Annotated in this window: 19 protein-coding genes; 10 read left to right on the forward strand and 9 right to left on the reverse strand. The window is 67.9% G+C overall.

Annotated features, from left to right (window positions below; genetic code table 11):
• A partial coding sequence (locus tag VKP62_14050; protein ID MEB3198317.1) for a carboxypeptidase-like regulatory domain-containing protein occupies window positions 1-1573 on the forward strand: 1573 nt, incomplete at its 5' end.
• Between the two features lie 230 nt (window positions 1574-1803).
• Complete coding sequence (locus VKP62_14055) at window positions 1804-2940, forward strand: hypothetical protein (protein MEB3198318.1); 1137 nt, start codon at window positions 1804-1806, stop codon at window positions 2938-2940.
• Window positions 2941-2964: 24 nt separating this feature from the next.
• On the opposite strand, the gene rfbD is transcribed toward VKP62_14055, so the two are convergent.
• Window positions 2965-3828 (reverse strand): dTDP-4-dehydrorhamnose reductase, encoded by an 864-nt coding sequence (rfbD, locus tag VKP62_14060; protein MEB3198319.1) that lies wholly within the window; start codon window positions 3826-3828, stop codon window positions 2965-2967.
• A gap of 221 nt (window positions 3829-4049) precedes the next feature.
• Between rfbD and VKP62_14065 the strand changes: the two genes are divergently transcribed.
• Window positions 4050-4757 carry a Bax inhibitor-1/YccA family protein gene (locus VKP62_14065; GenBank protein MEB3198320.1) on the forward strand — a complete coding sequence of 236 codons (708 nt, stop codon included), beginning with the start codon at window positions 4050-4052 and terminating at the stop codon, window positions 4755-4757.
• A gap of 57 nt (window positions 4758-4814) precedes the next feature.
• Complete coding sequence (locus VKP62_14070) at window positions 4815-6152, forward strand: hypothetical protein (protein ID MEB3198321.1); 1338 nt, start codon at window positions 4815-4817, stop codon at window positions 6150-6152.
• 76 nt (window positions 6153-6228) lie between these two features.
• On the opposite strand, the gene VKP62_14075 is transcribed toward VKP62_14070, so the two are convergent.
• Window positions 6229-6603: a zf-TFIIB domain-containing protein gene (locus tag VKP62_14075; GenBank protein MEB3198322.1), complete on the reverse strand. Its 375-nt coding sequence runs from the start codon at window positions 6601-6603 to the stop codon at window positions 6229-6231.
• A 183-nt stretch (window positions 6604-6786) separates the two neighbouring features.
• Here VKP62_14075 and VKP62_14080 point away from each other — a divergent pair, with 183 nt between their 5' ends.
• Window positions 6787-7386 (forward strand): ATP-binding protein, encoded by a 600-nt coding sequence (locus VKP62_14080; GenBank protein ID MEB3198323.1) that lies wholly within the window; start codon window positions 6787-6789, stop codon window positions 7384-7386.
• 96 nt (window positions 7387-7482) lie between these two features.
• Here the strand turns inward: VKP62_14080 and VKP62_14085 are convergent, their stop codons facing one another.
• From VKP62_14085 to VKP62_14105, 5 genes are all read right to left on the reverse strand, one after another.
• Window positions 7483-8025: a class I SAM-dependent methyltransferase gene (locus tag VKP62_14085; protein ID MEB3198324.1), complete on the reverse strand. Its 543-nt coding sequence runs from the start codon at window positions 8023-8025 to the stop codon at window positions 7483-7485.
• Between the two features lie 9 nt (window positions 8026-8034).
• Entirely contained in the window at window positions 8035-8313 is a 279-nt protein-coding gene (locus VKP62_14090; protein MEB3198325.1) for a hypothetical protein, read from the reverse strand.
• The gene (locus tag VKP62_14095) at window positions 8310-10634 is read right to left on the reverse strand and encodes a hypothetical protein (protein ID MEB3198326.1); all 2325 of its coding nucleotides are present in this window, start codon (window positions 10632-10634) and stop codon (window positions 8310-8312) included. Before VKP62_14095 ends, VKP62_14090 begins: the two co-directional genes overlap by 4 nt.
• A 150-nt stretch (window positions 10635-10784) precedes the next feature.
• Window positions 10785-12557 (reverse strand): SNF2-related protein, encoded by a 1773-nt coding sequence (locus tag VKP62_14100; protein MEB3198327.1) that lies wholly within the window; start codon window positions 12555-12557, stop codon window positions 10785-10787.
• 256 nt (window positions 12558-12813) lie between these two features.
• Window positions 12814-13662, reverse strand: a complete 849-nt coding sequence (locus VKP62_14105; GenBank protein ID MEB3198328.1) for a hypothetical protein — start codon at window positions 13660-13662, stop codon at window positions 12814-12816.
• A 208-nt stretch (window positions 13663-13870) separates the two neighbouring features.
• On the opposite strand from VKP62_14105, the gene VKP62_14110 reads away from it, so the two are divergent.
• Window positions 13871-15181 (forward strand): MFS transporter, encoded by a 1311-nt coding sequence (locus VKP62_14110; protein ID MEB3198329.1) that lies wholly within the window; start codon window positions 13871-13873, stop codon window positions 15179-15181.
• 35 nt (window positions 15182-15216) lie between these two features.
• Here VKP62_14110 and VKP62_14115 read toward each other — a convergent pair whose 3' ends face one another.
• Complete coding sequence (locus VKP62_14115; GenBank protein ID MEB3198330.1) at window positions 15217-15723, reverse strand: MarR family transcriptional regulator; 507 nt, start codon at window positions 15721-15723, stop codon at window positions 15217-15219.
• 188 nt (window positions 15724-15911) lie between these two features.
• Here VKP62_14115 and VKP62_14120 point away from each other — a divergent pair, with 188 nt between their 5' ends.
• Genes VKP62_14120 through VKP62_14130 form a run of 3 tightly spaced genes read left to right on the forward strand, consistent with a single transcriptional unit; the run spans window position 15912 to window position 20026 of the window.
• Window positions 15912-17567 carry a hypothetical protein gene (locus tag VKP62_14120; protein ID MEB3198331.1) on the forward strand — a complete coding sequence of 552 codons (1656 nt, stop codon included), beginning with the start codon at window positions 15912-15914 and terminating at the stop codon, window positions 17565-17567.
• Between the two features lie 15 nt (window positions 17568-17582).
• A complete protein-coding gene (locus VKP62_14125; protein MEB3198332.1) occupies window positions 17583-18680 on the forward strand; it encodes a carboxypeptidase-like regulatory domain-containing protein in 1098 nt (365 codons plus the stop codon).
• On the forward strand, window positions 18680-20026 hold the full coding sequence (locus tag VKP62_14130; GenBank protein ID MEB3198333.1) for a TolC family protein: 1347 nt from the start codon (window positions 18680-18682) through the stop codon (window positions 20024-20026). The genes VKP62_14125 and VKP62_14130 overlap by 1 nt, the downstream gene beginning before the upstream one ends.
• A gap of 61 nt (window positions 20027-20087) precedes the next feature.
• On the opposite strand, the gene VKP62_14135 is transcribed toward VKP62_14130, so the two are convergent.
• Complete coding sequence (locus VKP62_14135) at window positions 20088-22475, reverse strand: SMP-30/gluconolactonase/LRE family protein (GenBank protein ID MEB3198334.1); 2388 nt, start codon at window positions 22473-22475, stop codon at window positions 20088-20090.
• A 26-nt stretch (window positions 22476-22501) separates the two neighbouring features.
• Between VKP62_14135 and hrpB the strand changes: the two genes are divergently transcribed.
• The gene (hrpB, locus tag VKP62_14140; GenBank protein MEB3198335.1) at window positions 22502-24985 is read left to right on the forward strand and encodes an ATP-dependent helicase HrpB; all 2484 of its coding nucleotides are present in this window, start codon (window positions 22502-22504) and stop codon (window positions 24983-24985) included.
• The last annotated feature ends 39 nt before the right edge of the window (window positions 24986-25024 follow it).

The following is a 25024-nucleotide window of genomic DNA, read 5'->3' on the forward strand; positions in this document are numbered from 1 at the left end:
CAACCCGCTGGTCAACGTGGACCGTCCTGATGTGCCCAAACCGCCCGTGACCATCAGCGGGACGGATGGCTGCGAACGCTTCGGGCCCGATAGCCCGTCGTTCGTGATTCCGGCCGGCAGCGATCGCGTGTGTCCGATGATCTATCCGCCGCCGCCCGGCTGCGACGCGGCCTCGCTCAACCTTTACGGCGAGTTCGCGGGGCTGCGTGCGCCGGCGGAATTCCGCAGCCTGCCCGATGGCGCCGCCGTGCGGGGGCGCCTGCGCGAGATTTACACGCAATCAGGCGGAGTGCCGATGGTTGGGACGGCGGGGGGGGCCATGGGAGCGCCTGGTTCAACGAGCGCCAGTGAAGGAACCTATCGCTTGAAGCTGACGCCGCCGCTGGCCAAGCGCCGGATGACGGCCTGGGAGTGCCTGCAAACCGGCTACCCGGAACTGGCGCAGGCCTTCCTGGACGGTGAAGGCCCGGTCTCCCCCCCGCCGCCGCCGGAACCCCCGATCGCGGTGGAGCCGCAACCGGATTGGCCGCCCGTGAGCGAGCCCTGGTTCCCCGTGCCTTGCGTGCCCGGGCCTAGCCAGACGGTCGTGTTGAGCGGGCACGTGTTTGACGAGCAGGGCGTGCCTTTCCGGGACGAGGTCGAGGTGCGCGTGGCCTCGCGGGACTTCGGCTTCCTGCGCGACGTGACCGTGGTCGATGGGCGCTTCGAGGTGCCGGACGCGCCGGCCGGCGTGCGCCTGGAAGTAACGGTGCGACACGTCCCTTCGGGCGAGTCGCGGCGTCGCTTCGTGACCCCGCTGGCCACCTTCCAGGATTGCGGGCAGCCCGGCTTTGCGACGCTCAACTTCGGTGGCACGCGTACCGACACCGACCCGCTCGGCCACCGCTATCCGCTGGCGGCCAAGGCGCCGGTGCTGAAGCAGGAGCCCGCCCGCCTGAAGGGGGAGATCTACGACCTCACCGGCAAGCTGGTGCCGGACGCCGCGGTGACGCTCCTGAGCCTGGGGGCCCAGGCGGTCAAGCTCCAGACGCGGACCTCCGCCGAGCGAGGGGCCTACTCCTTCGAGGCCGTCCCGGCCGATGAGGCCGTCGAATTGACCGTCTCTCACCCGGACTATCTCCCGGTGGTGCGCACGCTTCCGCCGGTGGCAGCTGGGGATGGGGGTTATGCGCACTTCGGTGGCAAGGCCACCCGCGAAGACCCGCTTGCGCCTCAGTTTGCGCTGGTCAAGCGCTTGCAGGAAGCCCCGGCAGCCGTCTTTGTCAGCGTGGGCGGCAAGGTGCGCGCCCCGCAGGCCAAGGTGCAGCTCCCGCCCGCCGGCGTGGTGCGGCTGGAGGGGGAATCGGACCAGGGCCCCTTCAAGCAGGAGGCCAAGCTCGACAGCTCCAGCAACTACACCTTCGACAAGGTGCCGGCTCGCCTGCGCGGCACCCTCACGGTCGAGGCGCCGGGCTACGAGAAGGTCATGCGCCTGGTGCGGGTGGGCCGTCAGGCTGCGACCTTCCACTTCGGGGCGTCGGACCGGAGTGATCCGCAAGGCGATGCCTATGGCCTGGTGGAGAAGCTCGACTGACGCCTGAGGGGCCGGCCAGGCCGGCTTTCGCGACCCACTGAGCTGGGGTCCCGCGCTGCACGCTGCGGGACCCTTTTCTTTCGTCGACAAATCCCGGAAGCCCTTGTGCTACAATAACCCCCGGCAAGCCACCTTTGCTGTCGGTGGTGGGCGTCACGATTTCGTGAAACCCTCGTTACGCCGCTTTGCGGCGCTGCCGACGGCCAACCCCGGGAGCCCTCGTCCGCCTCATGTCCAGCGCCTACGATCAGCAACTTCGCAAGCTGATCGACCACATCCAGACGCTGAACCGCGCGCTGCACGAACGAGACGCGCATCTGGTGCAGTGGCAGCAGATCTCGCGCGCGGTCCAGGACGAGCGTGGGCAGCTGGCGCAGTCGCTCTTCGATGTCCTCAAGCAGACGCTCAACCAGTTCGCCGGCAAGTTTCAGGGGCTCAAGGCCGAGAACGCCAAGCTGCGTGGCTACATCGACCATCAGAAACAGCTGCACGAGATTCTGGCGCGCGACATGCAGGGCCAGCTGCAGTATGCCCTCAACCGCATCGACGACCTGTCGGCCGAGCGCCTGGCCTGGCGGCAGGAGCTCAATACCCATCGCCTGACGGCCATCAAGTCGCAGCAGCAGCTCCAGGAGCAGCGCGGCGTGGTCGATTCCCAGCAGGCGGCGCTGACGGAACTCAAGCGCCAGCTGGAAGCGGCCATGGTGCTGGCGCAGCGCGAAGAGACGCATCAGGCCGAGATGAAACACCTGCGCCAGGAGCTTGCCAGCGTGAAAACCCGGCTGGCCACCCAGGACCAGCATCTGGCCGCGCGGGACCACGAGTTGCAGCAGCTGGCCGAGGCGCGTGAACAGGAAACGCAGCGCCTCATGAGCCTGCGCGAGCAGGACCAGCAGCGCGCCCTCGCGGCTTACGAAACCTTGAAGCAGCGCGCTTCACAGGAACTTTACAGTCTGCAAGCGGAACTGGCGCAGGCGCGTCAGATGAATCAGGGGGTGGATGAGCGGGTCGCTGAGATGACGGCGTTGCTGGCCAACTCCGAGCGCGAGGTGGCGCGGCTGTTCAAGGAGCTGGGCGAGGAGCGGGCCCTGCGCAAGGAGGCCGAGATTCGCCTGGCGACGACCGGCAAGGATCTGCGCAAGGCCAAGACCGCCGTCACCAAGCTCGAAAAGGCCGAAAAGGCGGCCAAGGGCGAACAGATGACCGATCTGCAGAAGCGCCTGGACGAGATGACGCGCGATTACAAGCAGTTGCAAGACGAACTGGCCAGCGCCGTGCGCGACAAGACGGCTTACATGCAGGCGCTCGAAGGCAACAAGGGCAAGGTGCGGCCCTTGCCCCCGCCTGCCGATGGCGGCACTACCTGACAGGCCGGGGCCTCGCTGTCGCGATCAGGCTCCGCCGAAGGGTTGGGTGGCCAGGTAGCGGGCCAGGCTCTCCTCCCAGGGGGGGAGTGCGGCCACGCCGGCCAGGGCCAGCGAGCTGGGATCCAGCACCGAGTAGCGCGGTCGGGGCGCCGGACGCGCCATGCGGGCCGTGTCGATCGCTTCGAGCGGGGCCGGCAGGTGTTCCAGCTGGAACACCCGCTGGGCCAGCGTGAACCAGGAGCAGGTGCCCGTCCCGGTGGCGTGGTAGGTGCCGTGGCGTCCGCTCTTCAGCAGCGCGGCCAGGGCGATCGCCAGGTCGTGGCTCCACGTCGGGCTGCCGAACTGGTCATCGACCACCCGCACCACCTCTCGTCCCCGTCCCAGCCGCCGCATCGTGTCGACGAAGTTGCCGCCGCCCGCGCCGTACAGCCAGGCGGTGCGGATGATGAAATGCGCCTCCAGGCTTTGCCGGACGGCTTCCTCGCCGCCCAGCTTGCTGCGCCCGTAAGCACTCAGGGGGCCGGTGGGCGCATCGATGGGGTAGGGCTGCGAGGCTTCGCCATCAAAGACGTAATCGGTGCTGAGATAGGCCAGGGTCGCCCCCTGTTCCCGACAGGCCCGGGCCAGCGTGCGGGTGGCCTCGGCATTGATGCGCCAGGCTTCCTCCGGGGCTCGCTCCGCGGCGTCCACCTGCGTGTAAGCGGCACAGTGAACCACGATGGGAGGCTGCTCCGTGGCGAGCTTCGCCTGAACGGCGTGCGGATCGGTCACGTCGAGGTCGGCCCGGGTACAGGCCAGCACCGGGTGACCGGCGGCCCGCAGCACGGGAATGAGGTCAGCGGCCAGCAAGCCCCCGGCGCCCGTGACCAGAATTTTGGCGGCAGTCATCGCGGGTGATCATAACACGGAGCAGCCCGCTGGCTTGTAGCCGTTTGCACAAGGCCTTGTGGGCCTTTGGGGCAGGCGTCTGTGGGCGAAGTGAGCGAGGGCAGATCTGCCGTGAGGGGTGCTCCAGCCACCTGCCACCCGTCAAAAACCGGGTACAATGACAACAGTCCATCCGCTTCGGATGGAAGGAAATGCGTCGTATTGAAAGGAGCACACGCCCCATGTCGTTCGAGATGGATCGCGCGCGTCATATCGGCACCCTGCCGGCTTCCAGCTGGGGGGCCATGAGCAAGCAGACCTTCACCACCAAGGTCATGCCCGCCTTCGGAATGGGCCTGCTGGTGGCCGCTGCCGGCGTTTACGGTGGTTTCACCGTGCTCAAAACGGCTCCCGCCATTGCCATGCCTTTGCTGATCGCAGCGGTGGTGGCCGAGCTGGCCCTGGTCTTCACCTCCGGGATGTGGCAACGCAAGGAAGGCCTCAACCGGGTGCTCTTTTTCCTTTACGCGGCCCTGTCCGGTGCGACCTTGGTGCCTCTGCTGGCCTGGGCCGGCCTGCGCGGCGGTCTGCCGGTGATTGCGCAGGCCCTTACCGTGACGGCCGTGACCTTTGGCGGATTGTCCCTCTACGGGGCCACCACCAAGCGCGACTTCGCCAACATGGGCGGCTTCCTGTTCATCGCCGTGCTGGCCCTGTTCGTGGCGGGCCTGTTCAACATCTTCTTTCACTCCAGCGTGCTGTCGCTGATTCTCGCGCTGGGCGGCGTCGGTATTTTCTCTGCCTTCACCGTGTATCAGATGAACGTCATCCGCAACTACTATGACGATGCGGACTGGATGGGCGCTGCGCTGGGCATGTTCATCAACTTCATCGGGCTGTTCCAGTCGATCCTGCAGCTGTTCGGCCTGATGTCGGGCCGGGACGACTGATTCCTCCGCATCGGAAAGCCTCCCGGATTGACGGGCGGGCATTCGCTTGGACCAGGCATGACCGACCGGCCCTCTCCTGATTCCAACGCCCGGGACCACGCCCCCTCAGCACCCTCACCGGCGCTGGGGGGCGATCGCCGTTCGGGTGGCCTGGACAACATCGCTCCCTCGGTCGTGGCGGCTTTTTTCAAGGAGCGCCCCGTCGTGCCGACGCCTCCGCCGCTGGCCGAGTTGCCCCCGGCGGTCGAGGCCCCGACGCCGCGCAAGCCGGACTCGCTGGGCGACCTCAAGTCGCTGGATGGCGAGGCCCTGCGCGCCCGTCAGTTGAAGATTGCCCATCTGGCCCAGATGTTTGCCGGTCGGGAGGCCCTCGCCCGCGAGGCCGCTCCACCGGCTGCTGCGCCGGAGGCGTCGCCCCTGTCGCCTCCCCTGTCGCCTCCCCGGGAAGGGACCAAACGGCTCGCCTCGCCGGCGAAACCAGCCAACCCCCGCGCCGCGACGGGCCCCCTGGGGCGGGTCAGCACCGGGGGCCTCAAACCCAAACCGGATGTGCGCGCCCGCCATCTGGAACTGCGGCGAAACGCGGCCGGAGCGGGAGCGGGGGCGCCGCCCGCCACCGGCGAGAAGCTGGATCGCCTGGTGGCCAACGCGCTGGGGCAGGAGGGGGTGGTCGCTTTGCGTCAGGCGATCGCCGTGATCGAGGACGCGGCCCTGCCGGCCCGGCTGCAAGCCCTGACGGCCCGCGTGACGGACATGGTGCCGGGGGCGGACGGGGTCGTGCGGCTGGGCGCCGACGTCGGGAAGCGCGTGCTGGTCAGCAACCTCGACCCCATCACGGCCCTTTCGCTGGCGGCCAAGGAGTCCGCTGCCAACCTCGAACGCTTGAAGCAGTGGTCCGACCTCAGCCACAAGGAGCGGATGCTGGCCACCACCTCGCTGACGGCCAATCTGGCCGAACTCGTCGGAGCGGTCACGCCGCCGCCGGTGAATTTCGGGGCGCAGCTGGCTTCCGCGGGGCTGCAACTCGTCAACCTGGCCGTCGAACACACGGACTCGCTGGAGACGGTGACGGCAGGGGCCGTGCAGGGCGAGGCCACGCGCCGCGTGCTGGGGGAGGTCGGCGATCGCAGTGCCGTCCTGGCTCACCGGGTCAAGGAGGCCTGGGGCGATCTCGCCACACGGCTGGACACCCTGAAAACCACCCGGCCGCGAGCGCCCGTGGCCCTGCAGCGTGTGTTTGATTCCCAGTCGTATGACCAGTTTCGGCAACATCCGGCCACCAAGGGGCTCGCGACCGGCCTGGAGAACCTGGTCTACAACCTCACGCGGCGCGCGCAGAATGGGCGTGATCAGCTTCAGCACTGGATCGCCCGCCAGCGGCGCAAGCCGCGCTGAGCTTCGGGCGGCCGCGCTGGCCGGACACTGCTGGGCCGATTGCTCAGGGCGAGGGTGCCGGTGCGGGCCCTGCCCGTCAGCGATACTTGAGAATGTTGTAAATGGTGCGCACTTCTCCGCCGTCGAACCAGCGCCCTTTGCAGCGCTTGCAGGTGTCGATCATGATGCCCTGGTTGTTCCAGTTGAAGCGCTCCAACGGGACCTTGCAGGCCGGGCAGGTCGCGGGTCCCTCGGTGCTGCCTGGGGGCAGGCTTTGCTTGGGCGTGTTGAGCTGGACGACCTCCAGGTCGAGCAGGATGTTGGCCCGGCGGTCAGCCTCGAAGTCGTGCGCTTCCAGCCAGACCCCGCCGCAGCGGTTGCTGCAGACATCCACCTCGACTTGCCATTTTTCGACGTCCGTGGTGATGGTGTGGGTTTTCAGGGGAATGCGGCAACGCGGGCAGAGCGCCATGGAAACCTCCGTCAGGTCGATACGGTCACGCCGAGCCCCATATACCCAGGTGAGGCCGGACGCCTCGCGCCCGCGTTGTGAGCTCTTTCCAAGGCGTGTCGGGGGGCGTCATCGGCCAGGCAAGTTCAGCGGGGATCCGGTATAGTGGGGAGGCGGTACACCGCTGTTTGCTGAGGAGAGGGCATGAGCTTGGTCAAGGTGGTATTCGACGGCGCGCCCGGCACGGGCAAATCGAAGACGCTCGAAGCGATTCGTCAGTTTTTTGCGATGAGCAACAACCTGCGCCAGATGTTCAACTTGCCCACCTTCAAGGTCGGTTTCGTCAAGGAAGCGGCCTGGGACCTGTTCGAGGCGCATCCCGACATCAACCGCGGTGCCCTGGCGACCCAGCGCACGATCCTCGACATGATGACCGAGCGAGAGGCCGAGCATCGTCATTGCGACATCGTCTTCATCGACCGCGGGGCTTATTCGATCAACGTCTATGAGAAGCTCTTCGGGATGGAGTCGATGGCCAGCCTGCAAGCCGACATCGATCGGCTCACGAGCGGCTATGACATGGTGTACCTCTTCCACCCGGACAACGTGATCCTGCGCAACAACGGGGTGCGCATCGAGGATGAGGAGACTCGCATGGGCCTCCATAACGCCTTCCTGGACCACCTGCAGACGCTGCGCTTGCCGCATCGCGTGTTGTTTGCCGAGAACACGGAACGTGCCGGCACGGTGATCGGGGACATTCTGGCCCTGCTTCAGAAGAAGGGCATTCCGATGCTGGTCTGAGCCTTCTCCGGTCGTTTCGACCGGTGGGCTCAACCCGGCTGGCAACTCGTTCGACGCCAGGCCGTTGCGTTCACGCGCGGATCCCCCTCAGGACGTTCAGCGCCGCGCGTACCACTTGGCGTAGAGCGTCTTGCGGTGAGGGCCATAGAGGCCTTGAAGCTGGCGCTCCAGACGATAGTAATGGGCCGGGTCGGCCGGGCGGCCTTTGAACGGACTGATGACCACCACACCGTGGGCGCCCGCCTCGTGCATGCGCCACCACATCGTGGCCTGCTCTTGAGGGGTGGCCAGATGGAGGGCATAGGAGGCCACGATCCAATCGGCGGCCGGCAGCGGCTCCCCGAAGCAGCCTACACTCGCCGAACAGCCGGTTTCTCGGACGTAGCGAGCCACCATCTCGGCCGACCGGTCCACGCCCACGCAGCGGAGTTCCGGCTGGTGGGCCAGTAACTTGGTGACGAGCCCATCGCCGCAGCCGAGGTCCAGCACGCACCCGCTCAGCGGCGGGGCCAGTTCCTTCAGGATCCGGGCGATGCCGTCGGCATGCGGGTTGTCGTAGGCGTCCGCGCAGGCGCGATAATAGGCTTCCGGCGCGAGGTCGGTGCCGAGATAGGGATGCGGGCGCCCGTCGTCGGCCACGTGCTCGCGTCAGCGGGTGGTGAGCAGCATGCCGAGCGTGGCGATCGCAGTGGCCAGGCTGGCCCAGGCGGGCCTGGCGGCGCCGGCCGTCCAGACCGGCCTGGGGCGCCAGCGGAACTCGTCTTCCAGAAACGGCAGGGCCTTGCGCAGCATCTCCAGCGGAATCAGAGCCTGGCGACGCTGGTGGTAGGCCATCCAGGATTCCAGAAAGGCCACCTCGAGAAAGATGCTCTTGGGGTTGGCTTCGGCCAGCAGGCCCAGCAGGCGTTCAGTCTCGTTCGATTTCATGCGTGCTTCCTCTTCAACGGCAGCATCTGCCGCAGCGAGTCCAGGTGGCCGCAGCGGAAAGCCGCGACGATCTCGGCCGGCTCAGCGGCGTGTGCCTGGCGGTAGGTGACCATTCCCCAGGTGCCCCACTTCGACCAGTGGGCGACCACGAAGGCGCCGGTCACGGAGACCTCCCAGGTGCGATTGCCGCGGCGCAGTTCCGGGAAGCGGGCCAGGATCGGCTGCAGGCGTGGGTCGGAGGCCACCGTCGGCGCCAGGCTCTCGCAGGCCGGGCAAGGGGCCAGCGGGCCGTGGATGCAGCGCTGACAGGTGGGCACCCCACACGTGCCACAGGGCGTCAGATCGTGCCCCGCGCTCGGGTGTTCACAGCTGGGGCAGGCGTGCAGCGTGCCGAGATCCACCCCTGTCGGGCGGGACGCTTCGGCGGGGGCCGCCGCGACAGGCGTCACCGCGCCCACCACCGTCTTGAACAGGGCCGCCAGCGTCTGATCCTCCCGGGCTTCGTCGCTGACGCGGCTCGGGCTGAAGGCAATCGTCTGGCGCAAGGCCGCCGGCGCAGGCGCATCGAAGCGCGGGTCGGGCGTCTCGTCGATGTGGGGAGGCGCTTCGAGGGTCCCGGTCGACTTGACCTCGCCAGCAGGCAGCGACACGATCGCCGGTTCGGCGCCGACAGGCTGCGGGAGCGCCTGGGCGATCGCCGGTTCGGCGCCGACAGGCTGCGGGAGCACCTGGGCGATCGCCGGTTCGACGCCGACAGGCTGCGGGAGCGCCCGGGCGATCGCCGGTTCGGCGCCGGTGGGCTGCGGGAGCGCCTGGGCGATCGCCGGTTCGGCGCCGGCAGGCTGCGGGAGCGCCTGGGCGATCGCCGGTTCGACGCCGGTGGGCTGCGGGAGCGCCTGGGCGATCGCCGGTTCGGCCATCGGGGGCGCGGCGACTTCCGCGGCGGCGGGGGGGACGGAGAGCGGCACAGGATGCCCCGCGCAGCTCGTCTCGCCGCAGTCCGTGCAGATGCTGATGCAGCGGGGACACACGGCCCGCTCGTAGGGACCGCTCGGCCTGGCCAGTTCGAGGCTGACCGTGGCATCGCAAGCGGCACAATGGGTCAGGCATCCGCTGCAGCGTGTCACCCCGCTGGCCGCGCAGGTTCCCCAGCTTCCTTCCGCGTGGACGACCTCCTCGCAGCCGGGACAGGCCTGCAGGCAGGTCTGGCAGATCCAACCGCCCTCGGGCGTGGTACGCCCGCCTTGCAGGGGTTCGTTGCAGCGGGAGCAGGGCGGCAGGTGCAGTTGCTTGCTGACCGGCCAGTATTGCAGCTGCAGCGTGACGGACTCCCCCTCGGCCGTGAGGACATCTGCGTCGTAGGTCAGCACGTCATACGAGGCGTGACAGATCGACACCAGGTCGGTCACCGCCGTCAGTTCGTGGCGCTCCCGTTCGTGGGCGAGCTTCTGCTCACAGGCCTGGCTGATGGCCTGCAAGGCGCCGTCACGCTGCTCCCGGGCGTGTGCCAGTTGCGCCTGCTGGCTGTTCAGGTCTTGCTGGCAGCGCGCCAGCACGTCAGGGGTGCGGGCTTCGGCCAGTTTTCGGCGGGTCTGTTCGCAACGCTCCTGCAGACTCGTTTCGCGTTGCAGCACCTGGCCCATCTGCTGTTCGTAGTACTGGTTGGTGCGGCTTTCCGTCTCCGCGAGCATGGCCCCCAGTTCGCCTTCCAGTTCCGCGCCGCGGTGGTCGGTGTCCAGGTCGATCTGGTTCAGGGAGCGTCCGAGCAGGGCCCGCACCGTGGCTTCCGTCGGGAAGACCTCCGGCCGGATCATCAGCGTGGGCGTCTCGTAAAGGAACGGCTCCAGCGCGGTGACGCGCTCGTTGAGCGCGATGTCCCACAGGTGATGATGCATCACTTCCCGACGCGCGCTGAGGGCTGGCGCATCGAAGGTGACGCGATGGCTCAAGCCAAGGGCCGTGCGGTTCTCCACCCGGAGCAAACGCGCCTTGGTGACCTGCCAGCCGGATGGCATCGCCTGGGTCAGCGTCCGGGCGGGATGGGCGATCGGCTGGCTGACCAGGTAGCGGTAGCTCACGGCCACCTCGGCTGTGAGGTCGTCCAGGATGGCGCGCCACGAGGGGCTGGTGGTCGTCAGCGCTACCGGCGCCTGCTCGCGATCCCCGGCCGGCAGCTCGTCGGCGAAGGTGACCCGCAGGGACGCCCCCTCTTTCGGAGTGATCCGATACGAGTCGGCAGGGCCCTGCTCCAGCGGGGCGACGGTGGCGCCACGCTTGCGGTAGTAATCCAGGGCGAAGGTGCGGATGGACGAGTCGGTCATGGACGTTCCTCAGGGCAGGGAGTGGCGCTCACGCGGGGCGGACCGGCACGCTCGGACGCGGCGGCGCGGGAACAAAGAACCAGATGCCGTCGCGGTAGACGTAGGTGCCGGATGGCGTGGAGGCGGGAGTCGACACGGAAGGTCCTGCTTTCATGACGCGCGCGCGGCCTCTTCGATGGCGGAGAGGTCGAGCAGGGAGAGGGTCTGGGCGTCGAAGGCTTTGATCTGGTCGGCGGCCTGTTTGGCAAGCGCCATTTGCTCGCCGAGGGCCTCGAACTGGTAGCGCAGGTCCCGCGGTTCCCGCGCCTTGGCGATCACCTCGATCACGGCCCGTTCGAAGGTTTCCACCCCGCGCAACTGGCTGAGGATCAGGTCGGTTTCGCCGACGGCGTGCGTGAAGAGCTGAATTTTCTGACTCAGCAGCTCGAGAATGTACTCTTCCACGGTGTCGCGCACGGCCATGTTCACGACCACCACATCGCGTTTCTGGCCAATGCGGTGCACCCGGCCGATGCGCTGCTCCACGCGCATCGGGTTCCACGGCAGGTCGTAGTTCACCAGCGCGTGACAGAATTGCAGGTTGACGCCTTCAGAGCCGGCATCCGTGCAGACCAGGATGCGACGGCCTGGGGCGCGGAAGGCCTCCACAGCGGCATCCTTCTCGCTTTGCCCCATCAGGCCCGAGAACAGCACCACCTCGTGGCCGGCCGCCACCAGCTGGGCTTGCAGGAAGCGTTGGGTCTCGTAGAAGCTGGCGAAGACGATCGCCTTGTCGTCGATCTCCCGCAGCACCCGCAGCAGGGCCTGGCATTTGGCCGGCGTGCGCACGCTCTGCGCCAGCTGGCCGATGTTCAGCAGCGCCACCCCATCGGCGGCATCGGCACATTCAGCCAGCATGCCACGCACGGCCTGAGCCAGGGCGGCCGGACTGCTCGCCATCATGCGCGACAAGCGGATGTAGGTCAGGGTTTTGAGGCCGCGCTCATCGGCATTCGTGCGACTGTGCGCGCCTCGGACGAAGTCCACGACGGCCTGATGCAGGGCCAGCTCATCGGGGCTGCCGTCGAGCAGGACCGTCTCGACCCGCCGGTTGGCAAAGGTGATGCCCACGTCCGCGCGCCGATGGCGCACCATGATCCGCCCGAGCAGATCGCCCAGCTTGCCGGCGTTCTTCAACACACGGCCCTGGCGATCCTCCACGAAGGTGCTGCGGAAGTGGGCCGGAGTGCCCAGCAGGCCGCCCTGGACCAGGTCCGCCAGATTGTAGAGCTCGAACAGGCTGTTCTGCACCGGCGTGGCCGTCAGCAACAGCATGTACCGGCTGTGCAGGGCCTTCACGAACTTGTAGCTCTGCGTGGCGGCGTTCTTGAGGCGATGGGCCTCGTCCACCACGACCAGATCCCAGTGTCTGCCCAGCACCAGTTCGGCGTTGGCCGGATGTTTGGCCGTGTCGAGACTGGCAATCAGCAAGTCATGCTGGTCGAAGCCCCGAAAGCCGTCCTCGTCCTGCGCGGAGCGGGTATCGGCCACCGTGAATTCCTCGCCGAACTTGTAGCGCATCTCGCCCCGCCACTGCGTGGTGAGTGGCGCCGGCGTGAGGATCAGCACGCGTCGCACCAGGCCGCGGGCCAGGTATTCCTTCAGGATCAATCCGGCTTCGATGGTCTTGCCCAGACCCACCTCGTCCGCCAGGATCGCCCGCGTGTGCATCTTGTTGATGGCCGTCATGACCGCATTGACCTGATGGGGCAGGATCTGGATCTGCTGGCGGTCGAGCTGGCCGACGGCCAGCAAGGCGTCGATCTGGCCCTGCAAGCTCATGCGGTGCGCTTTCACCGTCAGACGTTGCCAGTCTGGATGGCAGAAGTCCTCGGCCAAGAGCCGAGTCACCCCTTCTCCGACGTTGCGGTAGACCTTTTTCATGCGAGCCTTTGGTGGATGGTGAAACCGGAGGCCATCGTAGCTCAGGAGCACCCGAACTGTTCGTGACCCTGGTTACAAGCCAGAAATGGAGCCGTTTTTCGGGGTTTTTACTTGTGTGATTCGACACAACCGGGCGGCCCGCCCGAGGGACCCTCAAGGCGACCGCAAAAAACCTGAAAGACCCGCGTCACCAGGGTGGCGCAGGTCTTTCAGGTTGTGTGTGCGTGTGTGTGAGGATGGAGGATAAAAAAGGGTGTCAGCCCAGGCCCACGCGGGCCCCACCGAAGAGGGCGGAGAACAGCCCCCCGATGGCGTTGCCGATTCCGCTGAAGACCGAACCGATGCCGCGCACCACGGCACCCGCGGCACTCAGCAAACCACTGCCGATCGCCCCGATGCCGCGCCCCAGGAAGCCGAACACGTTGACGGCTCCCTGAGCCAGGGCGCTGAGGCCTTGACCGAGCCAGCGGAAGGGCGTGGCGAGGACCTCAAAGACACCGGACAATCCGCCCCGAAAGCCGACGCCGGCACCGCCGCCGCCCACCCCGCCGACCAGGGCGCGGCCCGCGAGCAGGGCGCCCACGATCAGGGTGCCGTTGACCAGCCAGCGGCCGACCACTTCCCCGCTGCGGCGTGGCGCATAGGGATTGGGCCGCCAGTAGGGCCGGCGCAGCGTCGGGTCGAGGGGGTGACGCAGGAACTGCCCCACCTCGAAGCTCCGTTCCTTGATGCCGAACCAGAGGTCCTGAAAGAATTGGCCACCGCCGGGTTGCGGGCCCGGGTAGGGGTAGCCGGGCTGACTGGGATAGGTCGGATGGGTGGGCCGGCTGGGGTAGCTCGGCAGGGTCGGGTAGGCGGGGGCTCCCGAAAAGGGCGGGCGGGTCGGAAAGGTCGGCTGCGGGGGTGCTGAAACGGGCGGGAAATTCGGGTAGACCCCGCTCGGCGGCATGGGCGTGACCGGATTCGGCCAGGCCGGCGGCGGAGGCGTGCCAGGCCAAGACGGCGCTGGGGCCACGCTCGCGGGCGGTTGCTGGGGGTCGAGGATCCGGCGAACGCCAGCATAGGGGCCCACACGATGGACGCCGCTGATGTTCATCTCACTCATCCGTTGGATCCTCCTGCTCGGGGGCGCCTCGAGGTGATGCCCTTAAGGCTTGTTTATGCTCTTCTATGGATATCGCTTAAGGCGGCTTAAACTTGCTAGCCGGCCGCCGGAAATTTTTTCGCCTGATCACCGCGCCAGGTTGGCTGTCCGGACCTGGGACGGGTAAGGGGGAAACGAACGCCTGTCCGTCGGAGGAACCCAGCCCGCCATGTCGACCCCTCAGCCTCGCTGGCCCATCCACGCCTGGGCGCTCTACGATTTCGCCAGCACGGCGTTCTACATGAATTTCATCTCCACCTATTTCGCCCTGTGGGTGGTCAAGGACCACGGGGCCTCCGACCTGGTCTATGGGCTCGCCAAATCCGGTTCGATGCTGGTGGTGGCCTTACTCTCGCCGACGCTGGGCGGTTGGTCCGACCGGATCGGTCGCCGCAAGCCGTTCCTGATCACCTGTACGGCCGTGTATGTGGCTGGCGGCTTTGCGCTGGGCCTGGTCGACACGCTGTGGGTGGGCTTGCTGCTGTTCGGGGTGGCCAACCTCGGCCTGCAACTGTCGGCGGTCTTCTACAACGCGCTGCTGCCCACCATCGCGCCGCCGGAGCGGGTCGGTCGGATCAGCGGTTATGGGCGGGCGATCGGCCTGACCGGATCGATGGTGGCCGTGACCATCGGGATGGCCTTTGCCACCGGCCAGCTCTTCGGCAAGCCCGTGAGCGGTTTGGTGGCAGGCGGCAGCCAGGCCGTGTTCTGGCCCACGGCGGCGCTGGCCCTGCTGGCGTCGTTGCCCCTGCTCCTGACCCCGGAGCCGCAGGCTGCGCGGGGGGCGCCTGCACCCTCGGCGGACCATCACGTGTCGTGGCGCAAGCTCTTGGGCGAACTGCGGCGGGACCCGACCCTGTACGGGGCCGGCATGCTACTGGTGGCCAGCTTTCTTTTCTTCGACACGATCAACACGGTGCGCGACTTCATGAGCATCTACCTGGTCAAGGTGATCGGTCTATCCGAGACGACGGGTTCGCTTCAGCGCTTCTTGCTGACCACCGTCGCCACCTCCCTGATCGGCGCGCTGGGCTGGGGCTGGCTGGCCGACCGCTACACCCCCAAGCGGGCCTTGTTGGGGGTCTTGTCGCTTCTCTTCTTAGGCTTTGCGAGCCTGGTGCTGGTGCAGAACCCACCCATTGTGCTGACGCTGCTCGGACCGGCGCTGGGGCTGGCCTTCGGCGGCGTGCTGGTCACCGTTCGTCCCTTGCTGGCCGAACTGGTGCCGGCTGAGCGGCGCGGCGAGTTTTTCGGCCTGTTCGTGCTCTGCAACGACTTTGCGGCGATCCTGGGGCCCCTGACGTGGGGGGTGCTGGTGGCGGCCCTGGCCAGCCACGGCAAGCTGGCTTACCAGGTGGCGCTGGCCGCCCAGCTGGTGTTTCTGGCCGGTGGCATCTACTTCCTGACGCGCGTGCCTGATCCCCGAAGCACGCGGGGGAGTGCGGCTTCGTCGATGCCGGCGTCGCAGGAAAACGCCTGACGGCGGGTCTGGCCGAACGAGGGGGCTCCGGTGGTTCAGCTCGACAGGCAGCCCGGCCCGTCCGGTGCTGCCGTGCTGCCCTCCGGCGTGCCTTCGGTCACGCGTTCCCAGGCATCCGCCAGCAGGCCAAGGCCTTGCATCAGGGTGGTCCGTTCGGTCGGGGAAAGCGCCTGAAATACCTGCCGAACCAGGCCGCGTCTGGCCTCGCAGGCCGCGCCGAGCACATCGCGTCCACTGGCGCTCAGGCTGACGTAGACCGCCCGTCGGTCGACCGGGTCCGCATCGCGGGCCACCAGGCCGCGGGTGACCAGCCGGTCGATCAGGGTCGAGGCGGCCCCCATCGACAGGTTCAGTTCCTCGGCCAGCGGCGACATCTTGGTTCGCTGGAGCCGCTGGATGGTTTCCAGGGCGCACAGCTGCGGCGGCGTGAGCTTGACCGTGCGACAGACGCGCGTGATGCGGCCGCGGTAGGCGCCGACCAGGCGTGACATCACGTGTTCGTAAGCTTCCACTTCAGCTTGGTGTTCGGCGTCACGGGACAACGGACGGCTTCCTTCACGAGAGGCATCGGGGCCAGGCTCCCTTCCTCAGTGTAAGGGAAAAAAAGTTTGCATGTAAAATATTTTGCTGCGATCGACGGTGACATGCCGGCGCTTCGCCGGATGGCGCTTGCCACCTTATATTCATGCTGCTAAATTGTTTCGCTGTGAAAACTTTTTGAGGTTCGCCCATGCTGGCCCTGTCGCCCCGTCGTTCCGTGGTACCGAAAGCCTCCTTGGCTGGATGGCTGATTCCCTGCTTGCTGGTGGCCTCGCTGGCCGGCTGCGAGTCCGAAATCAACACCCTGGCGACGCCCGCTCGGCCCGTGGTCGGCCCGGAAGCCGGGGTGCGGGCGATCCTGACACCAGGGGCCGGCGGCACCGTGGTCACGATCGACTCGCCGGAGGGTCTGCCGGCCCTGGTGCGGCAGGCCCGTGACCTGAAGGTGGCGGTGGGGGGCCAAAGCGTGGTCGTCAGCCGTCCCTCGGGCGGTCACTATACCTTCACCGTCCCGTCCGGCGCGCGTCTCGAGCCCGATGTGGCCGGCAACTGGGAGGCCGTTTTCATCGCGGATGAGCGCGAAAGCCAGATTGTCACCCTGCAAAGTGGCTCGCCCCTGCCGTTTGGCGATCCGGCCGTGCTGGTCGAGCCCTCTCCGGCTTTCCTGGTGCGCGGGATGCCGGTGAAACTGCGGGCCAACACGACGGCCACGCCGGAGCAGTACCAGTTCACCTGGTCCTATTCGACGACAGGCACGGCGCCCTGGCTGCCCATCCCCTCTCGTGAGAAGGAGGCCGAATGGACCCCGGCGCAGGGGGGCAACTATTTCGTCCGCATCGACGCGGTCGACCGCAAGACCCAGCGGGCCTACACCACGGTGACGGGCGCGCCGATCGTGTTCGTGACCGAGAGCAAGGGCGTCATCACCACCACGCCGCCCCGCGGTGGCGTGACGCGGGGACAGTCCGTGCGGCTCACCTTCACGCCGCCGGCCGGACTGGCGATCGAGAATCCTCGTGTGTCGTGGAGCTATGCCGCGTCGCCTCAGGGACCGTGGTCGGCGATCGCCGGGGCCGGCACCACGCTCGACTGGCTGCCTGCCGCGATCGGGTCCTGGTATCTCAAGGCCGATGTCCTCTCCCCCACCACAGGCGCGGTGGCCAGCTTCATCTCACCGGAAGCCGCCGTGGTCGTTTCTGAGGCCACGGGGCTCATCAGTGCGACGCCGGGGGCGGTGGAACGCGGCGATCGCGTGGCGCTGCAGCTGAACATGGAGCTGCCGGGGGCCAAGCAGGTGACCTGGTACTACGCCCGCACCGGCGCCTCGGCCGCCGGGCTCGTCTGGGTGCCGATGCTCGGAACGGGTCGCACCAATGACCTGGTCGTCAACGAGGCCGGCACCTACAGCTTCCGGGCGGATGTGCCGGAGCCCAACGGCAGCGTGCGGACCTTCACCACGACCGATCCGGTCGTGTCCGTGACCGAGGGCGCGAGCCCGCTGATCACGACCGATCCCCCGCAGGCGGTGGTGCCTCGCGGGGCCAACGTGACGCTCAAGCTGAACGCACGCGGCGTCGACGAGGATCGCTTCACCTACCTCTGGTACACCAGCACCAACCCGCTGGCCGGCTGGACCGCCATCCAGATGACGGATGCCGACGATGCGAAACGCAAGTCCTTCACCTGGGAAACCCAGCAAACCATCTCGGTGCTCGGGACGACCTCGGTGGTGTTGCAGCCCCCTGGAGCCTATTTCATCCGGGTCGATGCCTTCGAGAAGGTGTCGCCCAATCGGGTCTACACCTTTACCTCGTCGACCCCGCTCGTCACGATCGAGAACCGGTAGCCCGTGGAGAACCTCATGAAACGCTGCCTGACCCCTCTTTACGCGCTGCTGTCGTTGGGCCTGGCCCCGCTGGCCGCCTTCGCCGAGGCCCCTCCAAAACCGTCTCCCGCGCGCCCCGCTGCAGGCCTGCCGGCCACGGTGCAAGGGACGGTGGTGGATGCGGCCAGTGGGGCCCCGTTGGCCAGCGTGCTGGTGCAGCAGGAGGGGGCGGTGAGTTCCACCTTCACCCAGGCGGATGGCCAGTTTCGTTTGTTGCTGGAGCGCGCGGCCGGGGCCACCCTGACCGTCTCGGCCGTGGGGTACGAGCCCTTGAGCGTGCCTGTCACGGCCGGCGCCACCGCTCCGCTGCGGCTCACGATGACGGCGGTGTCAGGCTTCATCCCCGCCTCCCCGATGCTGGCCGCTGATCAGCTGGGCCAGGGCCCGGCGGACCTGGCGCCCCTCAACACGGGCATGATCTTCGCTTATCGGCTGCGGCAGCAGCTGCTGCAGGCCGGGGGCGCGCGGGCCGAGGGCTGGGCCAACAATGACTACCGGGTCGGCCTGCGGTTTCGACTGCGGCCGCTGCTGATCGAAGCCGAGGGGTCCCACCATGAAACCCCGGTGGACGTGAGCGGGCTTGACCGGGTCGCCAATCCGGCCTTCCGCCCCAGCACCTGGCAAGGGGCCCTGCGCTTGGGCCTGTTGACGCCGCTGGCCACGCCCGATCTGGAAGTGGCTGCGCTGGCCGGTTATCGCTGGTCGAACACGGTCCCCAACAACAATGACATCCCTTACACCGGCAGCGACCTCGACTGGGAGCAGACGCGCCAGGCCTTCGGGCCGGTCGCTCTGCTGGCCTGGCGTCCGGGGCGTGGACGCTTTCACCTGGAAACCAGCTATGGTTGGTATCCCGCCGTGTGGGCGGCCGCCAAAGCGCCGGGGCGTCCTTTTGGCAGCGCTTGGCTGACGGATCTGCGCGCGGTCGTTGGCTATGAGGTCGTGCCGGGGATGCGGCTGGGCCTGGGCTACCAGGGCGACCAGTGGGGTGGGGGCGGGGAAGACTCGGCTCGCCTGTTTTCGCTCCAGATGCACTACACGCCGGGTGGTGCCCCGAAGGGGTTCGAACCGTGATGCGAGCGCCTGTTTTGGCGCTGGCGTGCGCCTGGGGCCTGCTGGGAGCCGCGGCCGTCGCGGCTGAGACGCTGGCTGCCTTGAGCCTGACCGAGGCCTTGCAACTGGCGCGTGCCAACAGCCTGGCGGTGCTGCAAAGCCGGCAAACCCTCGAGGTGACGGAGGCGGAGAAGGCCTCGACCCTCTCCAACGCCTTGCCGTCGGTGTCCGTCTCTTCGAGCGCCAATTACCAGGAACTGCCAGGTTCCTCGGCGCGCGCCTTTTCCGGCGGCGGGTTCGGCAACATCGTCGGCTTCCCGGCCACCGGGGCCTACGTGGACACCACCGTCAGCGCCAATCAGGTGATCTTCGATGCGTTCGCCACGCGCGACCAGGTCGCCATCCTCGACCTCAACCTGCGCATCGGCAAGCTGGCTGCCACCCAGGCGGAGCAGGATGCCATGCTGCAGGCGGCCGTCGCCTACTTTGACGTGCTGCGCAGCGAGGGCCTGGCGCGGGTGGCGCAGCAGACCCTGCAGCAGGCGCAGGAGCATCTGCGCCTCGGCGAACTGCGCTTCAAGGCCGGCACCGGGACCCGCTCCGAGGTTCTGCAGCAGCGGGCCCAGCTGGCCAACGCCATGGGGCAACTGACGCAGGCGCGCAATGCCGTCAACGTGGCGCGCCTGAATCTCAGCAACGTGCTCAATGCCCCGCTCGGCGATCGCCCCCTGGTGTCCCAGGTCGCCTTGCCCTCGCTGCCGGTTCGCCTCGACCGCGACCTGACGGCGGCGCTGACCCGGCGCCCGGAGGTGTTGCAGCTCGAGGCCCGGCAGTCCGCCGACGAGACGCGCGTGCAACTGGAAAGCCGGGCGCTCTGGCCAACCTTGCAGGCCGGGAGTCGCTATGCTCAGCGAAACCTGAGCGAGGGACAGTTCCAGGCTGGCGTGACGGTCAACTGGGCCTTGTTCGACAGCTTTCGGGCCCGCAATCGCATGGCCGCGGCCTTCGAGCAGGCGCGCGTGACACGTCTTCAACTGGAACAGGGACGCCAGCGCGTGGCGCTCGAGATCCGGCAGCAGTTTCAGAGTCGTCAGGAAGCGCAACAACGTGTGGTGGCCTCGCGCGAAGGGCTCGCCGCGGCCCAGGAGGCGTATCGGCTGGCGCTGCGCCGCTATCAGGCCGGGGTGGCCACGCCCTTTGAAGTCACCGACGTTCAGAACACCCTACTCCAGGCCCAGAACAACTATCTGCAAGCCGTGAACGACCTTCACGTGGCCGAGGTTCGGCTGGTGCGGGCCCTCGGCTATGATCTGGCCTCGCTGGCGGCGCGTCAGGGGGGACGTCCGCTCGACTCCAAGCTTCCCTGACGCTTGCTCCAGACGCGGAGAGCGGACTCGACCCAGCCGGCCCGCCGCGCCCGGCTCGGCGCTATTCGTCGTCCTCGGCCGCTGAGTTGTCGGGCGGGGGCGTCACCGCCTGGAACGCGACGCTGAAGACGAGCTTGCGGATGCGGTGGTTGTCGCGGTCCGCCACGAAGATCTGCCCGTTGCGGTCGAGGAAGATTCCGGCAGGACCGTTGAAGCCCGCCACGTCGCCAGGACCGTCCTGGAAGCGCGCCCGGTTCTTGTGGCCTGCCAGGGTGTAGGTGCGTGCCGTTCCCAGCGCGATCTTGCGAATGGCGCAGCCCGTTTCTTCAGACACGTACAGGTCGCCGTCCTGGTTCATGACAATGCCCATCGGGCGAGTGAACATCGCCACCTGATTCGCGGGACCCGAGGCGGGACCATCCTGGGAGCCTGGCTGCCCCGTGGTCCCGGAGAGGGTCGACACCGTGCCGTCCGGGGTGATGCGCCGAATGGCGTGGTTGCTGCTGTCCGCCACGTACAGAATGCCACTGCCGTCGAGAAAGAGGCCGTGCGGGTGATGGAAGCGGGCCTCGCCTCCCTTGCCGTCTTTCAGGCCTGACCCCCCGCCCCCGGCATAGGTCGTGACGGTTTTTTCGGGGGTGTCCAGCGCGATCTTGCAGATGCGATGATTGACCGCATCGGAGACGAACAGGGTCTTGCCGTCCTGGCTCAGGGCGATGCCGCGGGGGTAACCGAAGCGGGCCTGGTCGCCCGGTCCATCGGCCATTCCGGCCACGAGACTTCCGGCGATGCGCAACGGCGGCCGTCCATTGCGCACGCTGTACACGCTGTTGTCGGCCAGCACGAACAGGTTGTTCGGGCCGGCTGCGGTCAGGCCCGAGATGCCCGGCAGCGCCATGACGGCATCAAACGAGTCGGTGAAACTGGTGACCTTGCCCTCCCCGTCAATGCGCCGGATGCGGCCATTGCCGTTGTCTGAGATGTACAGCGTGCCCTCGGCATCGGCGGCCATGCCCCAAGGCATGTTGAAGCGAGCCTCCGAGGGGTTGCCATCCTCGTCGCCGCGCGAGCTTCCCAGATGCGTGGAGACGACCACGGCCGGGATGCCCGGGGGCGGATAGACAATGCCCTCGCGCTGACCCTCGCCTGCCTCGAAGGATTTGCCGTTGAGCCGCATCACGATGCCGGAGGTGGGCGTGAAGGCCAGCACCCCGTTTTCAAAAGCCTGCTGACGGTGGGGACCTTTGTGGGGGGTACCGGCCACCATCAGGTCGCCCGGGAGTTCCTCTTCGTCGCCCGTCGGGGCGCCAAGCGTCCAGTACTGGGCGGCTGAAATGTAGCGATCGTAAAACTCGTTGCGGATCAGTTTCGGGCCCTTGGGACCGTACAGCACCACCGCGTGCCCGCGCGTATCAGCCCCCCCGGTGAACCACTGCGCCGGCAGCCCATTCCAGAGCGCCACCTGGCTGCCCTGACCGATGTCCCGCGGGATGCCGATCTGACGCGTCTTCACATAAGCGGCGAACGCATTGGCCAGCGGAGCGAGGTCGAGGCTGGCCACGCTCGCCACGGGCGGGATGACCTCCTCTTCGGTCAGCTCGACGTCCAGTTTTCCGGCGCTCTGGGCCGTCTTGAATTCCGTGCGGGTGGCGGACACCAGCGCGGAGCTGGTTTTGGCCAGGGCGGGCACCTTGGCCGCCATCTGCTCGAAGGTCTGGGCGGCCTTGATGGTGTTCGACAGGTCGATGCGGACATCGCCTTTGGCCACCTCCTGCGCCACCTCGCCGGTCAGTTTGGTGTAGTCGGCCACCGACAGGATGCGCAGGGCGGCCGGCTGGTCCCGCAACTGATGTCGCAGGTGTTCCGTGACGATGGTGGTGATGGGATTGACCTCCAGGTTCGGGCTGTCGACCCGTCCCAGGGCCGAGAGCGCGAAGCTGTCGAGTTGCACCTCGACGATCCAGTTGTTGCCGGGTGGTACGTCCGTGAAGGTGAAGCGTCCCTGGGCATCGGTTTCAACTGGGTTCACGCCGCGCACGCGGCGCCGGGAGGCATCGAGCAAGTGGGCCTTGCGCTTGGCGATCGGACGCATCTCCTCGGCGAGCAAGCGGAACACCGGCGGGAGCTGTTGCAGGAGCAAGTAGCCAGCCGTGTTGCTCGACAGGATGCCGCCCGCGTTGTTGGAGACCAGCCCTCCGGCATTGTTGGCCAGGATGCCGGCCGTGTTGGAGCTGATGATGCCCCCGCCGTTGGTGCTGAGCAGCGAGGCCGGGCTTCTGGCGACGCCTGTCAGCACGGGCCCCGTCGCCACCGCCGGCGCCTTGGGTTTGGCGCTGGCGGCTGCCTTGGCGCTTTTCGGGCGCACCGGCATATCGGACGGACCACAGGCAGCTGCCAGCAGGGCCAGCACGCAGGTGGCAGTGGTCAGAACGACGGGGTGCTTGCGCATGGCCTTCTCCTGAGGGTCGGTTCGCTGTGTTCTTCTCATACCCGACTTTGTTCCCTCGCGCGGTGGTCTATCATGGGGAGGTGTCCGACCCTGCCTGCTATCCCATCGACGCGCACCTGCCGGCCATCCGCGCCGCCCTGCAGGCCCACGGGCGCCTGGTGCTGCAGGCGCCGCCCGGCACCGGCAAGTCGACGCGCGTGCCCTGGGCGCTCACCGGCGAGGCGGGCGAGGTGGTGGTGCTTCAGCCGCGTCGGGTGGCGGCACGGGCGCTGGCGCAGCGGGTGGCGCAGTTGCTGGGTGAACCGCTCGGGCAACGCATCGGCTATCGGGTCCGCTTCGACCGGGCTGGCGGCCCGCAGACGCGCCTGTGGTTCCAGACCTATGGCGTGTTCTGGCAGCGCGTGCGGGAACGGCCGGACCTGGCCGGGGTGGCCTGCGTGGTGCTGGACGAGTTCCACGAACGCAGTCTGGAAGCTGACGCGGTGCTGGCCTGGCTGACCCGCTTGCGCGAGAGCAAGCGCCCTGACCTGCAACTCGTCGTCATGTCGGCCACGCTCGACGGGGAAAGCTGGCAGGGCGCCTGGGCCCAGGCGCCGTGTCTGTCGGTGGCCTCGGAAGCCCATCCGGTGGCCTTGGAATACTTACCGCCGCGTGCCGGAGAGGCCCTTCCGGCTCACGTCTTACGGGCCTTGCGCCACCTGGACGCCACCGCCCAGCAGGGCTCCGTGCTGGTGTTCCTGCCGGGCGTGGCCGAGATTCAGCGGACGGCCGACCTGCTCCAGCGCGAGTGGCCGGAGCGGGAGGTGCTGGCCCTGCACGGCGCCCAGTCCCCCGAGGCCCAGCAGCGCGCCTTGTCGCGCCCGGCCGAACGTGATTGCGTGGTGCTGGCCACCAACGTGGCCGAGACCAGCCTGACGATCGCGGGGGTGACGGCAGTGATCGACAGTGGCCAGGCGCGGATCGCGGATTACGACCCGGAGAGCGAGTTCGATCGCCTGCGGTTGGGGTGGGTGGCGCGCGCCAACATGATCCAGCGGATGGGGCGCGCGGGACGGACCGGTCCCGGACGTTGCCTCCGGCTCTGGGCCTCGTCGCTGGAAAGCAGCTTGCCCGAGGCGTTGCCCCCGGAACTCGCCCGGCGGGACCTGGCCCGGCTGGCCCTGGAGGTGGCGAGCCTGCCGGCGGCCCCGCTCTGGTTGCTCGCACCGCCCGAAGGGCCGTGGTTGCGCGCGCACGAGCGCCTGCGGCAGCTGGGTGCCCTGGACTCAGGCGGTGCTCTGACGCCGCTGGGGGAGCAGTTGTTGCGCTACCCGGTGGCCCCGGCCCACGCCAGGGTGCTGGTGGCGGCCGCTCTGGCGGGATGTTTCGAACTGGCGGCCGCGATGGTCGCGATTCTCGAGGTGGCCGATCGCCGCCGGATCGCCGATGAGCCCGACCTGCTCTGGTTGGCGGTCGACATGTTACAGGCGTCAGGCCCGCGGCGGGCCGGTCACGCCTGGGAGCGGGACGTGCTGGAGACCTGGCGACAGCTCTGTCGCGCGGCCCAGCCGCCGTTGCCGGCCCCATCGGCCCCGCGCGTCTGGGATGGCGAGACGTTGGCGGCGCAGCGGGAGGCGATCACCCGTTGCTGGCTGTTGGCCCTGCCGGAACGCGTGGCGGCACGAGGTGAGAAAGCCTACGTGTTGCGCGATGGCCGGCGTGGCCTGGTGCCCCAGGGGGATCCCCCCGAACTGATCCTGGTGCTGCAGTTACACGCCGTGGAGGCGGCCAGCGGTCGACACGCCACGATTCCCCTCTACTTGCCGCTGGAGGCCGCCTGGCTTGAGGCGGCCGAGACGTCTCGCTGCGTGGTGAGCTGGGATGCGGCGCGGGCGCGTGTGGTGCAGGAGCGCCACTGGGTGTCCGCCGGGGTGGTCACGCGACGGGAGACTCTGCCGCCGGAGGAATGGGACTGGCGGGCTGCGGAAAGCTTGATGGTCGAGAAATGGCTGGCCGGTGACCTCAGCTTGCCCGCCTGGGATGAGGAGGTAGCCAGCTGGGTCGCGCGGGTGCGCAAGGCGGCCGAGGTCTGGCCGGAGATGGGCATTCCGCGCCTCGAGCGGGATGACTGGGAAGTGCTGTATCACGAAGTCGTTCAGGGCAAGACGGGGCTTGGGGGCATCACGCCACGCGAGCTGATTGCGGCATTGCACGATTACGTGGGCTGGGAGGCGATCGCCCGCATCGAGCGCGCTGCCCCGCTCAGCTGGAAATTGCCGTCGGGGCGCAGCGCCCGGATTCGCTATCCGGAAGAGGGCCCGCCGGAACTGTCGGCTCGCCTCGGTGACATGATCGGCCTGGGGGGCACCCTATCGCTCTTCGAGGGGCGCGTGCCCGTGCTGTTCGACATTCTGGCCCCGAATTACCGCACGGTTCAGAAAACCTTCGACATGGACGGGTTCTGGGCCCGCACCTATCCCGAGGTCAAGAAGGAGTTGCGTCGCCGCTACCCCAAGCATCCCTGGCCGTAGTGCCGGATCGCGTAGCCAATCCATTCTCTGCTGACCGCC

The sequence above is a fragment of the Candidatus Sericytochromatia bacterium genome, assembly GCA_035285325.1.
In the GTDB taxonomy this organism is placed as follows: Bacteria; Cyanobacteriota; Sericytochromatia; order S15B-MN24; family JAQBPE01; genus JAYKJB01.